The sequence below is a fragment of the Bacillus sp. FMQ74 genome, assembly GCF_001875785.1.
GTDB lineage: Bacteria > Bacillota > Bacilli > Bacillales > Bacillaceae > Bacillus > Bacillus stercoris.
In genome coordinates this window covers 101,192-114,677 of sequence record NZ_MOEO01000004.1, presented here as the reverse complement: position 1 = coordinate 114,677, position 13,486 = coordinate 101,192, and the positions used below count along the sequence as shown (strand labels likewise).

General features: G+C 44.0%; 16 protein-coding genes. All 16 read left to right on the top strand.

All coding sequences use genetic code 11. The annotated features are described in order from the left end of the window. Positions 1 to 89: 89 nt before the first annotated feature. The gene (locus BLL41_RS09525) at positions 90 to 830 is read left to right on the top strand and encodes a YwmB family TATA-box binding protein (protein ID WP_071577655.1); all 741 of its coding nucleotides are present in this window, start codon (positions 90 to 92) and stop codon (positions 828 to 830) included. A 33-nt stretch (positions 831 to 863) separates the two neighbouring features. After that, positions 864 to 2,174, top strand: a complete 1,311-nt coding sequence (gene murA, locus BLL41_RS09520) for a UDP-N-acetylglucosamine 1-carboxyvinyltransferase (RefSeq protein ID WP_014478251.1) — start codon at positions 864 to 866, stop codon at positions 2,172 to 2,174. Positions 2,175 to 2,369: 195 nt separating this feature from the next. Then, positions 2,370 to 3,401: a stage II sporulation protein D gene (spoIID, locus tag BLL41_RS09515; protein WP_071577654.1), complete on the top strand. Its 1,032-nt coding sequence runs from the start codon at positions 2,370 to 2,372 to the stop codon at positions 3,399 to 3,401. A gap of 385 nt (positions 3,402 to 3,786) precedes the next feature. Next, positions 3,787 to 4,470, top strand: coding sequence for a vWA domain-containing protein (locus BLL41_RS09510; protein ID WP_071577653.1), 684 nt, complete (start codon positions 3,787 to 3,789; stop codon positions 4,468 to 4,470). A 322-nt stretch (positions 4,471 to 4,792) separates the two neighbouring features. After that, a complete protein-coding gene (locus BLL41_RS09505; RefSeq protein ID WP_071577652.1) occupies positions 4,793 to 5,467 on the top strand; it encodes a vWA domain-containing protein in 675 nt (224 codons plus the stop codon). Between the two features lie 93 nt (positions 5,468 to 5,560). Next, the gene (locus BLL41_RS09500) at positions 5,561 to 5,722 is read left to right on the top strand and encodes a hypothetical protein (protein ID WP_071577651.1); all 162 of its coding nucleotides are present in this window, start codon (positions 5,561 to 5,563) and stop codon (positions 5,720 to 5,722) included. A 108-nt stretch (positions 5,723 to 5,830) separates the two neighbouring features. Further along, complete coding sequence (gene fdhD / locus BLL41_RS09495) at positions 5,831 to 6,619, top strand: formate dehydrogenase accessory sulfurtransferase FdhD (RefSeq protein ID WP_071577650.1); 789 nt, start codon at positions 5,831 to 5,833, stop codon at positions 6,617 to 6,619. A 15-nt stretch (positions 6,620 to 6,634) separates the two neighbouring features. Then, the gene (gene moaA, locus BLL41_RS09490) at positions 6,635 to 7,660 is read left to right on the top strand and encodes a GTP 3',8-cyclase MoaA (protein WP_071577649.1); all 1,026 of its coding nucleotides are present in this window, start codon (positions 6,635 to 6,637) and stop codon (positions 7,658 to 7,660) included. A gap of 192 nt (positions 7,661 to 7,852) precedes the next feature. Beyond that, positions 7,853 to 8,986, top strand: a complete 1,134-nt coding sequence (gene rapB, locus BLL41_RS09485; protein ID WP_071577648.1) for a response regulator aspartate phosphatase RapB — start codon at positions 7,853 to 7,855, stop codon at positions 8,984 to 8,986. A 161-nt stretch (positions 8,987 to 9,147) separates the two neighbouring features. Next, a complete protein-coding gene (locus BLL41_RS09480) occupies positions 9,148 to 9,627 on the top strand; it encodes a hypothetical protein (RefSeq protein ID WP_014665701.1) in 480 nt (159 codons plus the stop codon). 72 nt (positions 9,628 to 9,699) lie between these two features. Beyond that, positions 9,700 to 9,888: a stress response protein CsbD gene (locus BLL41_RS09475; protein WP_071577647.1), complete on the top strand. Its 189-nt coding sequence runs from the start codon at positions 9,700 to 9,702 to the stop codon at positions 9,886 to 9,888. A 270-nt stretch (positions 9,889 to 10,158) separates the two neighbouring features. Further along, the gene (locus BLL41_RS23285; protein ID WP_371261913.1) at positions 10,159 to 10,536 is read left to right on the top strand and encodes an ATP-binding cassette domain-containing protein; all 378 of its coding nucleotides are present in this window, start codon (positions 10,159 to 10,161) and stop codon (positions 10,534 to 10,536) included. A gap of 5 nt (positions 10,537 to 10,541) precedes the next feature. Then, positions 10,542 to 10,862 carry an ATP-binding cassette domain-containing protein gene (locus BLL41_RS23035; protein ID WP_256252415.1) on the top strand — a complete coding sequence of 107 codons (321 nt, stop codon included), beginning with the start codon at positions 10,542 to 10,544 and terminating at the stop codon, positions 10,860 to 10,862. A 100-nt stretch (positions 10,863 to 10,962) separates the two neighbouring features. Then, a complete protein-coding gene (gene ureA / locus BLL41_RS09465) occupies positions 10,963 to 11,280 on the top strand; it encodes an urease subunit gamma (RefSeq protein ID WP_003227724.1) in 318 nt (105 codons plus the stop codon). Next, positions 11,277 to 11,651, top strand: coding sequence for an urease subunit beta (gene ureB, locus BLL41_RS09460; protein WP_071577646.1), 375 nt, complete (start codon positions 11,277 to 11,279; stop codon positions 11,649 to 11,651). The genes ureA and ureB overlap by 4 nt, the downstream gene beginning before the upstream one ends. Then, on the top strand, positions 11,648 to 13,357 hold the full coding sequence (gene ureC / locus BLL41_RS09455; RefSeq protein ID WP_071577645.1) for an urease subunit alpha: 1,710 nt from the start codon (positions 11,648 to 11,650) through the stop codon (positions 13,355 to 13,357). The genes ureB and ureC overlap by 4 nt, the downstream gene beginning before the upstream one ends. The last annotated feature ends 129 nt before the right edge of the window (positions 13,358 to 13,486 follow it).

The following is a 13,486-nucleotide window of genomic DNA, read 5'->3' as shown; positions in this document are numbered from 1 at the left end:
TGAAGCAATAGCTCGAGTTTTGACGAAGATTTTTACGTATGGCGCCTCTTGCCTCCGGTAAAACTGGGGATAAGGGGGAGAGATGGAACATGAAGAAAAAACAAGTAAGCCACGCCATTATGATTTCTGTCATGCTAAGCTTCGTCATTGCTGTTTTCCATACCATTCATGCGAGTGAATTAACGCCGTTGGCACAAATAGCAGAGGGGATGGAACGGCAAGATGTGTCAATAGATAAGTGGACATTGCATGCAAAACAAAACATGTCACTGACCGAAAAAGAATTTTATCAAAAAGTGCAACGTTTAAAATCAGAGTATCGTCAATATAATTGGACGATTGCGCAGGAAGATAAAGTCGTAAAGGCAATTGGCACATATACTGACAAAAAAAATCGCACTTCTTTTAGACTGCAGCTTGTCACAACCCTCAAAAAACACAATCCAACTTCGTATTTATTATATGAGCAAATGAGTCTTGAGACACCGGATAGCTGGAATGATACATATGAACAGTTTGAACGGGAGACACTTGGGATATTCCAAGAAAAAGTAGTTATTTTTACTTGTCTAAATGGTCATTTAGATGATAATATGAATATTGTTTTGCAAAAAAAAGCAAATCAGTTATTAAATGAATTTCAAGCAAGATCAGTAGAACATGTAGTTGAGCCAAATTTCGTTTCTATTTCTGCGTTTACAAATGAGTGGGAAGAGTACATTATGACCTCGAAACATAAGATGAATTTGCAAATTGCACTTAGAAGTGCAGGAATGGGCGGAAAACATACCGTTACGGTTGGCACACCAATCGTTACGACTGAATATTAATATAGAGAATTTAGGGACGCGGAGGGGAATACCTTGGAAAAAATCATCGTCCGCGGCGGTCAGAAGTTAAACGGCACAGTCAAAGTTGAAGGCGCTAAAAATGCCGTTTTACCTGTTATCGCTGCATCTTTATTAGCAAGTGAAGAAAAAAGCGTAATTTGTGATGTACCTACGCTCTCCGATGTATATACAATTAACGAAGTGTTGCGTCATTTAGGAGCAGATGTGCATTTTGAGAATAATGAAGTGACTGTGAATGCTTCATACGCTTTGCAAACTGAAGCACCTTTTGAATATGTTCGTAAAATGCGTGCGTCTGTGCTTGTCATGGGGCCGCTTCTTGCGCGTACAGGTCATGCAAGAGTTGCGCTTCCGGGCGGATGCGCAATTGGTTCCAGACCGATTGATCAGCATTTAAAAGGTTTTGAAGCAATGGGCGCAGAAATCAAAGTCGGTAATGGCTTCATTGAAGCTGAAGTAAAAGGCCGACTGCAAGGCGCAAAAATTTATCTGGACTTCCCAAGTGTAGGAGCTACAGAGAACCTGATTATGGCAGCCGCTTTAGCTGAAGGAACAACAACGCTGGAAAACGTGGCAAAAGAACCCGAAATCGTTGATTTAGCAAACTATATCAACGGCATGGGCGGAAAAATCCGCGGAGCTGGCACCGGCACCATCAAAATTGAAGGAGTCGAAAAGCTTCACGGCGTAAAACACCATATTATTCCTGACCGCATCGAAGCGGGCACATTTATGGTTGCTGCTGCAATCACTGAAGGAAACGTATTAGTAAAAGGAGCGGTTCCTGAGCACCTCACCTCTTTAATTGCAAAAATGGAAGAGATGGGTGTAACAATTAAGGATGAAGGTGAAGGCCTGCGTGTCATCGGCCCGAAAGAACTTAAACCGATTGACATCAAAACAATGCCTCATCCGGGCTTCCCGACTGATATGCAGTCACAAATGATGGCGCTTCTGCTTCGTGCAAGCGGCACAAGCATGATTACAGAAACCGTTTTTGAAAACCGTTTTATGCATGCAGAAGAATTCCGCCGTATGAATGGTGATATCAAGATTGAAGGACGTTCTGTCATCATTAACGGTCCTGTACAGCTTCAGGGAGCTGAAGTTGCAGCGACTGATTTGCGTGCAGGTGCAGCGCTGATTCTTGCGGGGTTAGTGGCTGAAGGTCACACACGTGTTACTGAACTGAAGCACTTAGACCGCGGTTACGTTGATTTCCATAAGAAGCTTGCCGCTCTGGGCGCAGACATCGAACGTGTAAATGATGAGTCTGCTTCTGAGCAAGAGAATAAAGAAGTCGTTTCTGACTTAAATGCATAAACTTACTTGAAAATCAGTATGTCACTCTGGCATACTGGTTTTTTATTTTTTGTGTATTATCATCATTATGCGCAAAATAGCAAAAAAGAATACGTAAATGACAAATAAAGTTTCTGTCCAAAACGAGAGTCATATTAGCTTGTCCCTGCCCATAGACTAGACTAGAGTCGAATCCCGAGCAGGAGGCAGCTGAATATGAAACAATTCGCAATCACACTATCCGTACTATGTGCATTGATTCTCTTGGTTCCCACCCTTTTGGTTATACCGTTCCAGCATAATAAGGAAACGGGGGCCAGTGTAGAATCAGAAAAGACAGCAGTCAGCACGAAACCAGCATCGAAAGGAGCAGAAACATTGAAGACATCACCTGTTTCTATTCCCGTCTATCGAACCGCAAATCAATCCGTAGAAGACATTCCGCTTGAAGAGTATGTAATTGGAGTCGTCGCCTCCGAAATGCCGGCAACCTTTAAACCTGAAGCGCTGAAAGCCCAGGCTCTCGCCGCCAGAACGTTTATTGTCAGACTGATGGTATCAAATTCAGCGGTAGAGGCTCCTAAAGGCTCACTGGTGGATGATACACAAATGTTCCAGGTGTATAAAAGCAAAGCGGAGCTGAAAAAACAGTGGGGCACAAGCTATGAAGAAAAACTGAAGAAAATCACAGATGCGGTAGCCAGTACGCAAGGCAAAATCTTAACGTACAACAACCAGCCTATTGAAGCCTCCTTTTTCTCCACAAGCAATGGCTATACAGAGAATGCAGAAGCTTATTGGACAAGTGCTATCCCTTATTTAAAAAGCGTCAAAAGCCCATGGGATAAAAAGTCTCCGAAATATAAGTCAACAAAAACTTTTACAGCGGCAGAGTTTGAGCAAAAGCTCGGCGTCAAGCTGGATGGGTCTAGCGCAGTAGGAAGGATTACCGGAGAGACACCGGGCCACCAGGTCGCAACAGCCGTTATTAACGGCAAGACGCTGAAAGGAAGAGACATACGTGAAAAGCTGGGCCTCAACTCCGCCGATTTTGATTGGAAGCGAAATGGAGACACAATTACAGTCACGACGAGAGGATTTGGCCACGGTGTAGGAATGAGCCAATATGGAGCGAATTTTATGGCGAAAGAAGGAAAAACGGTTGATGACATCGTGAAGTACTATTATCAGGGCACACAAATTTCTGAGGCCGATTCGTTTTTGAATAAATATATGGCGAAAAAGTAAAAAAAGACGCTCATTGAGCGTCTTTTTCTATTCCTGAATATCTTTTATCTAAGGGCGGTTGAAACGGTTTAGAGAAGCTTCTGACAGTCTTTAAGGATCAGTCCTTTTTTCCTGATTGCAGGTTTTAAGATTGTGGTAAAGTCATCCACATTTGTCGACAGACTTCGACAGACTCATATAACGAAAGCCGAAAGGCGGACAATCTTCTTTTTTCATAGGAACGTTAGGTGGAAATCACTAATAAAAACATAGGTTTCTATGCAAAAGTAAACAACAGCAATGGGGAAGCCCGCCCTATTTATTTCTCGGTTTTTGTCGATTACGATAGGTTATGTTCAGCGTTGAACATCTGCACGCAGAAACAAATTGGTAAAGGGGTACGAACATGAAGAAAAGATTTTCACTGATCATGATGACGGGATTGTTATTTGGATTAACTTCACCTGCTTTTGCAGCTGAAAAGACAGAAACGGAGGCTAAAGCTCCTGCGAACGTGGCAGTCTTGCTTGATGCCAGCGGAAGTATGGCGAAAAGAATAGACGGTGTCTCTAAATTTAATTCAGCCAAAAAAGAAATTTCAAAGTTTGCAAGCTCACTGCCAGAAGGAACTCAGGTGAAAATGAGTGTGTTTGGCTCTGAAGGAAACAATAAAAATTCCGGAAAAGTTCAATCATGTGAAGCCATTCGCAACGTATACGGCTTCCAAAGCTTTAACGAGCAAAGCTTCCTTAATTCTCTTAATGCCATTGGACCGACTGGCTGGACGCCAATTGCCAAAGCGCTGAATGAGGCGAAATCTTCTTTTGACCAGCTTGACGCAAAAGGGGAAAAAGTGGTGTATTTGTTGACAGACGGTGAGGAAACGTGCGGAGGAAATCCGATTAAAACAGCAAAGGAACTGCAAAAAGACAATATCACTGTTAATGTGATCGGTTTTGATTATAAAGAGGGATACAAAGGCCAGCTGAACGCGATTGCGAAAGTAGGCGGCGGTGAATACTTCCCTGCTTATACCCAAAAAGATGTTGAGAAAATCTTCACTCAGCAATCATTGATGTTATCTAAATAAGAAAAAAGAGGCTGATAGCGGTCAGCCTCTTTTTTGTATGTAACATAATGTTCAAAAGTAATCAGGTATCAGCCTGTAGCATAGTAGCAGATTTCCGTTTTTCTGTGATGATCAAGGCGAAAAAAGAATGAATCATGTCACAATCTGTATATGCTTTTTGGGCGAAAAAGGCTACATATCATCGGCATTTCAAGCGATTTTGAACAGAAAGTGAAAGCAGCACAAAAGGCAGCTTGCCCTATATCATTTTGCATTTTCATATTCTAGCATAAAGAAGAATCCAACTATAGTTGGAAAATATGATAAAGAAAGGAAGGAAAACATGAAAAAACTGCTGGCTGCCGGTATCATTGGATTGCTGACTGTCTCCTTTGCCTCCCCGTCTTTTGCCGCTGAGAAACAGACTGACACAAATGTAGCTGTTTTGTTTGATGGAAGCGGAAGCATGATTCAAAAAACAGGGGGAGAGCGCAAAATAGACATTGCCAAAAAATCAGTAAAGTCTTTTGCCGAGCTGCTTCCGAAGGATACAAATCTCATGCTTCGCGTTTTCGGACATGCTGGAAACAATAAATTGTCCGGCAAAGCTCTTTCATGCAGCACGACGGAAACCATTTACGGCCTTCATCCATATGAAGGATCGCTGTTTGACAATTCATTGAGTGAGATCAAGCCGACTGGCTGGACACCGATTGCCAAAGCACTTTCAGATACAAGAAAAGAATTTGAAGCTTTTGGCGCGGACGGAAAAAATGTGGTGTACTTAATCACTGACGGTGAAGAAACATGCGGCGGAGACCCTGCGGCGGAAATCGAAAAGCTTCGTGCATCGAATGTGGACACGATCGTAAACATTATTGGATTCAACTTTGATGTTAAAGGTAATGAAGAGATGAAACAAGCGGCTGTAGCTGGAGGCGGAGAATACATTTCAGCGAACAGTGCGGATGAGTTTGAACAGGCTTGGGAAAAAGAAGCACAAAAATTTACTGAGTAAGGAACCTAATGATTAGGCGCTCCCCCAGGCGCCTTTTTTTATGGTTTAAAAACAGTTTGGGCGGGAATGATACCCTTAAAAGGGGTTGAACATATGAAATTATTAGGAATGATTTTTCTTATAGCCACCGTGGCATTCATATTGATTGGTGTTCTTCTAAAACTGGCAGCCTTCTTTTTTGTCAGCATTCTCACCTTGATCGCAGCTATCGTGCTGTTTACGGTCCTGAGAAAGAATCAGCATAGGCAAACATAGAGTCCTTTGTCTTTGTACAGAGGGCTCTTTTTTATGTCTCAGAATTCGACAAAATCCGAGGAGTGTGAAAAAATATAAAGGCAGGAACATTGCGGAGGGGAAGAGACATTGAACGATAAAGCAACTGCGGTCAGGGATGTATGGCGCTATGAACAAGGGGAAATAAGCAAAATAAAAGACCGGATGGTGACGGAATACCCTTTGACAGTGATACTGAATGGCAGTGAATTTGTGACGCTCGTTTGCACGCCTGAGCATATCAAAGAGCTTGTCATCGGATTTCTCGCATCAGAGGGTGTTATACGATTTCAAAAAGAGATTAAAAGGTTTACAATAGATGAAAGTCTCGGTTTTGTTTATGTCGACCTCGTTCATCCTGAGACATTGGATCAAAAGGATTATACGAAACGGGTAATCGGCTCATGCTGCGGAAAGGGCCGTCATTTTTATTTTCAGCAGGATGTCAAAACAGCCAAGACGGCTGTCAGCCAAATCAAGATATCGCCTGAAGCATGTCTGGCGCTTATGAAAGACATGCAGCAAAGGAGCGGGACGTTTCAGGAGACGGGAGGCGTCCATAATGCGGCACTATGCGACACAGAGAAACTGCTGTTGATGCGCACAGATATCGGCCGGCACAACGCACTTGATAAATTATACGGACATTGCCTTCTAAATGGGATGTCCGTCCGTGACAAACTGATTGTGTTCAGCGGCAGAATCTCATCAGAAGTTCTGTTAAAGGCGGCAAAAATCGGCGTGTCGATTGTCATTTCCAAATCGGCCCCGACGGAGCTTGCGATTCAAATGGCGGAAGAATTGAATATCACAGCGATCGGATTTGTCAGAAACGAATCATTTAATGTATATACACACCCTGAGAGAATCGGGGGATAGGAAGGGGCTGTAGCTATGATTACAGAGTCGCGTCAGATGTTGGATAAGAGAAACAGACCGCTGAGAGACCTTCGCATTTCTGTTACAGACCGCTGCAACTTCCGATGCACGTACTGTATGCCCGCCGAATTATTCGGTCCGGACTATCCTTTTTTAAAGAAAGAGGAGCTGCTTTCATTTGAGGAGCTGGAACGGCTTGCGACACTTTTTGTCACAAGATTTGGCGTTGAAAAAATCCGCTTGACCGGCGGAGAGCCCCTCATGAGAAAGGATATGCCGGAACTAATCAAAAAACTGGCCCGCATTCCGGGTGTCCGTGATATTGCGATGACGACAAACGGTTCACTGCTGCCTGTTTATGCGGAGAGGCTCAAGGAAGCCGGGCTGAAACGGGTTACGATCAGCCTTGATTCTTTAGAGGATGAACGTTTTAAAAAGATAAACGGGCGCGGCGTTTCTGTCAGCAAGGTGCTGGAAGGCATTGAAGCGGCGAAGCAAGCGGGACTCGGTGTTAAAATCAATATGGTCGTCCAAAAGGGCGTCAATGAAAAAGATATACTGCCGATGGCCCGTTATTTTAAAGAAAAAGGCCATATCCTGAGATTTATTGAATTTATGGACGTAGGCAATACCAACCAATGGGAAAAGAAAGACGTTATGACAAAGGCGGAAATCATAGATTTGATCAATGAACACATGCCGGTTGAGCCGATAGCGCCTAATTATACAGGCGAAGTGGCTTCCAGATTCCGCTACTTGGACGGCTCCGGAGAAATCGGCGTCATCTCATCTGTATCTGATGCGTTCTGCGGATCTTGTAACAGGGCCCGTCTTTCTGCGAGGGGAGAGCTGTTTACCTGCTTATTTGCTTCAAGCGGATTTGACCTCAGAGCTCCGGTTCGGCAGGACTTAAGTGATGACGAACTGTCAGAAATGATCGGCACAGTATGGAAAAATCGGATCGATCAGTATTCAGTCGATCGCACGCTATCAAAAGCATCAGGCAAAAAGAAAGTGGAAATGTCTTATATTGGCGGTTAATATGAAGTCAAAAGCTTATCGGCGCTGTCCGGTAAGCTTTTTTTATCAATATCAGAGTGCAAAAAATACGTATAAAAACCGAAATATATAAGGATAGGCATAAAGAAGGAATCATTGTAAGAAAATTTAATTCCAAAGCCATACATTATGATAAAATATAACCAATTAGAAAATAGAAAGGGTTGGAGGGGCATGGCCGCGTACGAGATCCCGTCATCTCAAGTAGGAGTGAAAATCAATAAGTGGTATAAGCACATTTTAGCATTTCAAGTGGCTGATGCCGTAAAGCTGAAGGAAGAAATTGATCAAGACATAGAACAGATGGAAGAGGATCAGCTGCTTCTCTTGTATTATCAGCTGATCAGCTACCGGCACCAGATTATGCTGGATTATGTAAAGCCAGACCTGCACGAGGAATCTCAGCTTCAATATCGTGAATTGATCAAAACACTGGAAAGCAACCAGGACAGCATCTCCGGATTATCTGAGTATTATTTTCACTTGTTTAGAGGAATGTACGAATTTGAACAGAACAATTACATCTCGGCTATATCCTTTTATCGGAAAGCTGAGAAGATGCTTGCGTTTGTAGAAGATGAAATTGAAAGAGCGGAATTTCATTTTAAAGTGGCGGAAGTCTTTTATATTATGAAGCAGACGCACTTTTCCATGAACCACGCCGTACAGGCGCTGGAGACGTATAAGGCTAATGATTTTTACAGAGTCAGAAGAATTCAATGCCATTTCGTCATATCAGGAAACTACATAGACTACAGAAATTATGAAAAAGCGCTTGAGCATTTGGATGACGCATATCGTCTTGCTTTATTGGAAGGACAACCCCGTTTGATCGGATCAGCCCTTTATAATATCGGAAATTGCTATGATGACAAGGGAGAGCTGGATCAAGCCGCCGAATACTTTGAAAAAGCGCTTCCTGTCTTCGAGGATTATCAGCTGGAACAGCTTCCAAAAGCGCTCTTCAGCCTGACCCGCGTTCTTTTCAAAAAACAAGATAGCGAAGCCGCGATGCGGTACTATGAAAAAGGGATTGCCATTGCCAAAAAACGTAACGACTTCTTCAGCCTTGCAAAATATAAATTTCTGCAGGCCTTATATGTGGAATCTGTCAATTTGGATATGATTCAAGAAGTATTTGATTATATGGAAGAAAAAGGCCTGTACGTATATATTGAAGAATTTGCTTTAGATGCTGCCTCCTATTTCAGTCATCGCGAACAATATAAAGAAGCGGTGTATTTTTATGAAAAAGCGGTCAGCATGAGAGAGATGATTCAAAGGAACGATTGTTTATATAAAGTATGAGACAAAACCATCTGCCGGCAGATGGTTTTTTTATATGCAAAAAAAGGGGAGCATCGAAACGTTTATTTCCGGGGAGAACAGGAAAAATCGCTACAGCACTGTTTTTTGAACAAAAGCCGTTTTGGGATGCAGATATACATGATTGATTGAGGGGGAATTCGATGTTTGGTTTCAATGATATGGTGAAGTTTCTATGGTCTTTCCTCATTGTTCTGCCGCTTGTACAGATCATACATGTTTCAGGGCACAGCTTTATGGCTTTTATTTTTGGCGGAAAAGGCTCATTGGATATTGGAATGGGAAAAACACTGCTTAAGATTGGGCCAATACGGTTCAGAACGATTTATTTTATCGATTCTTTTTGCCGATACGGGGATTTGAAGATTGACAATCGATTCTCAAATGCACTCGTGTATGCCGGGGGATGCCTGTTTAATCTGATCACGATTTTTGCAGTCAATCTGCTGATTATACACAGTGTATTAAAGCCGAATGTGTTTTTCTATCAGTTTGTCTATTTTTCTACGTATTACGTGTTTTTTGCCCTGCTGCCGGTTCGGTATTCAGAGAAGAAGTCATCAGACGGGCTGGCGATATACAAAGTGCTCCGTTACGGAGAGCGCTACGAAATCGATAAATAACATTCGAATGTTTATTGCTTCTCAGATCGGGAAGGTAACAAGTACACACATAAATGAGGGGAGAGAATCAACATGGGTAACGATAGTGTAAAAGACAAAATGAAAGGCGGCTTTAATAAAGCCAAAGGAGAAGCGAAGGATAAAGCCGGAGATATGACTGACAGAACGGACATGAAGGCTGAAGGCAAAAAAGATAAGGCGAAAGGCGAAATCCAAAAGGATATCGGGGAAGCGAAGGATAAATTCTCAGATAAAGATTAATCATACGGAAGAGGCAGGAAACGATATGTTTCTTGTCTTTTTTTGTTCACTTTTTCTGATGTGAATAAATATAACAAAAAAAACAGCTGATTTGGTCAAGGTATCTAAATTTTTCAAATATTATATGAATTGATGAACCTCTTCTATATAATGATGACATAAGTTGTAAACTTTTATAACGTCAGTTAGCGAAATCAAAAAGGCAGAGTTCTCAACAAAAAGCTTGAACTCATCGTGGAAGACGGCGCCCTAGATTGATATGCGCAAAAAATGAGAAAACTTCTTCAGCAGGATAAAGAAGCTGATGTTTTCGGAGGATGCCCATCTGTAAGCTGTTCTGGTTGCGGACAGGAAAGTAACGACTGGTTACAATCAATCGATGATACTTCCATAGCCTCAGCATGGAGGTTCGCCCGGGATAGATTGTCGCAGTATGGAGTGGGTAAATCAACTTTGCTGAAAACAATGATACGGCTGCTTCCACCTAATCAGGGGGCTATTTGTTTTCATCAAACGTTTGTTCAAAACGAAAAGGCGGAAACACGGGCAGGAGCGGGGATTGCGTATGTTCCGCAGGGTTCCTCCTTAACTGGAAGAAGCGGGCGGGACAGGTCAAGGGAGAAATTTTTCCGTGGTTTCCCGTTTTAAAGGAGATGCTCGACCGAAAAGGCGGCGATTTAAGCGGAGGCCAGCAGCAGCTTGCAATTGCCAGAGCGTTGATGGGACATCCAAAAATTATTTTACTTGATGAACCAATGGAAGGAATTCAGCCGTCAATTGTCGAACTAATCAGACAAGTTATCGCAGAAATTTCCAAAAAAAGAGATTTCCGTGATCTTAGTCGAGCACAGTTTGGAAAACGCGTTTTAACCTGCGCCGACTATCTTTATGTAATCGACAGGGGAACGGTTGTTGATCATGGAAAGGCCGATGAAGAAACGGCACGCCGCTTTGAAAGGCATCTCACCGTATAACCCCCATTCTCGAAGAAAGGGAGGTGATGTCCCGCCTGCATGCCCCACAAATTCGTAGTAACCGCATCCGCTTTATAAGACAAAAGAAGGAGGATTACAGATGAAACTGACACCGGTTGAACAAGAAAAATTGCTCATTTTTGCAGCGGGGGAATTAGCCAAACAGCGAAAGGCGCGGGGCGTTCTGCTGAACTATCCTGAGGCTGCTGCTTATATCACCTGCTTTATTATGGAAGGCGCGCGTGATGGGAAGGGAGTAGCAGAACTGATGGAAGCCGGCCGCCATGTGTTAACGGAAAAAGATGTGATGGAGGGTGTGCCTGAGATGCTGGACAGCATTCAGGTGGAGGCCACATTTCCGGATGGAGTAAAGCTTGTTACGGTACATCAGCCAATTTCTGCGGAGGTGAAGTCATGAAGCCAGGGGCATTTCAAATTGCTGAGGGAACCATTACGATTAATGAAGGCCGTGAGACACGGGCGATTACGGTAAAAAACACCGGGACACGCTCCATTCAAGTCGGCTCGCATTTTCACTTTGCGGAAGCAAACGGGTCTTTATTATTTGACCGTGAGCTGGCGATCGGCATGCGCCTTGATGTTCCATCAGGCACGTCGGTCCGTTTTGAGCCTGGAGAGCAGAAAACGGTCACGCTTGTGGAAATTGGAGGACGAAAGACAATTAAAGGCCTGAACGGAATGGCCGACACGTTTATCGATGAACGCGGCAAAGAAAAAACATTGGCCAACTTAAAACAAGCCGGCTGGATGGAGGGTGTAATCCGATGAAAATGTCACGGGAGGAATATGCGGAGCTGTTTGGCCCGACCACGGGCGATAAAATCAGATTGGGCGACACGGATTTATGGATCGAAGTCGAAAAGGATTTCACAGTATACGGTGAAGAAATGATCTTTGGCGGCGGAAAAACGATCCGCGACGGCATGGGCCAAAACGGCAGAATTACAGGGAAGGATGGCGCTTTGGATTTGGTTATCACCAACGTCGTGCTATTGGATTACACTGGCATTGTCAAAGCGGATGTCGGTGTGAAGGATGGCCGGATTGTCGGTGTCGGAAAAAGCGGAAATCCTGATATCATGGATGGTGTCGATCCGCATATGGTCATCGGAGCGGGTACAGAGGTGATTTCCGGTGAAGGCAAAATTTTAACAGCCGGGGGAGTGGACACACACATTCATTTTATTTGTCCGCAGCAGATGGAAGTTGCGCTTTCTTCAGGTGTGACGACCCTTTTGGGAGGCGGAACAGGACCCGCAACAGGCAGCAAAGCGACCACTTGTACATCCGGCGCGTGGTATATGGCGAGAATGCTGGAAGCGGCCGAAGCGTTTCCAATCAATGTCGGCTTCTTAGGGAAAGGGAATGCATCTGATAAAGCGCCGCTGATCGAGCAGGTGGAAGCAGGCGCCATCGGCCTTAAGCTTCATGAAGACTGGGGCACGACGCCAAGCGCCATTAAAACGTGTATGGAAGTCGTGGATGAGGCTGATATTCAAGTTGCCATCCATACAGATACGATTAACGAAGCGGGGTTTTTGGAAAACACGCTCGACGCGATTGGGGATCGGGTCATTCATACCTATCACATTGAAGGTGCAGGCGGCGGCCACGCCCCGGATATTATGAAGCTTGCCTCTTACGCGAACATTCTGCCGTCATCTACAACGCCAACCATTCCTTATACCGTTAATACGATGGATGAGCATCTTGATATGATGATGGTCTGTCACCATTTAGATGCGAAAGTGCCTGAAGATGTGGCGTTCAGCCATTCCAGAATCAGGGCTGCAACGATTGCCGCGGAGGATATTCTCCATGATATCGGTGCGATCAGCATGACATCATCGGATTCCCAGGCGATGGGACGGGTCGGTGAAGTGATCATCCGAACGTGGCAGGTAGCCGATAAAATGAAAAAGCAGCGAGGCGCTCTTGCCGGCGAAAACGGAAATGACAATGTGCGCGCAAAACGGTACATTGCCAAATACACAATAAATCCGGCAATTACGCACGGGCTCAGCCATGAAGTCGGCTCGGTGGAAAAAGGGAAGCTTGCTGATCTCGTTCTGTGGGATCCAGTATTTTTCGGTGTGAAACCCGAACTGGTCTTAAAGGGCGGCATGATTGCACGTGCGCAAATGGGAGATCCGAACGCTTCCATCCCGACTCCTGAACCGGTTTTCATGCGCCAAATGTATGCGTCTTACGGAAAAGCCAACAACTCAACCTCGATTACATTCATGTCCCAGGCAAGCATAGAGCGGGGTGTGGCGGAAAGCTTAGGGTTGCAAAAAAGGATTTCTCCTGTCAAAAATATCAGAAAGCTTAGCAAGCTGGATATGAAATTGAACTCAGCTTTGCCGAAGATCGAGGTTGATCCAAAAACCTATCAGGTCTTCGCTGATGGGGAGGAATTGTCTTGCCAGCCTGTCGATTATGTGCCGCTTGGACAAAGATATTTCTTATTCTGATAAGACGCGGCCGGAGTGCATCCGGCCGTTATATTGACTAAAAACGGTGCACAAAACCCATGTATTTAGTGTATATTAGATGTTGACAAACGAACTAAATGTAACTATTATAGTTACAACGGTGGTGAA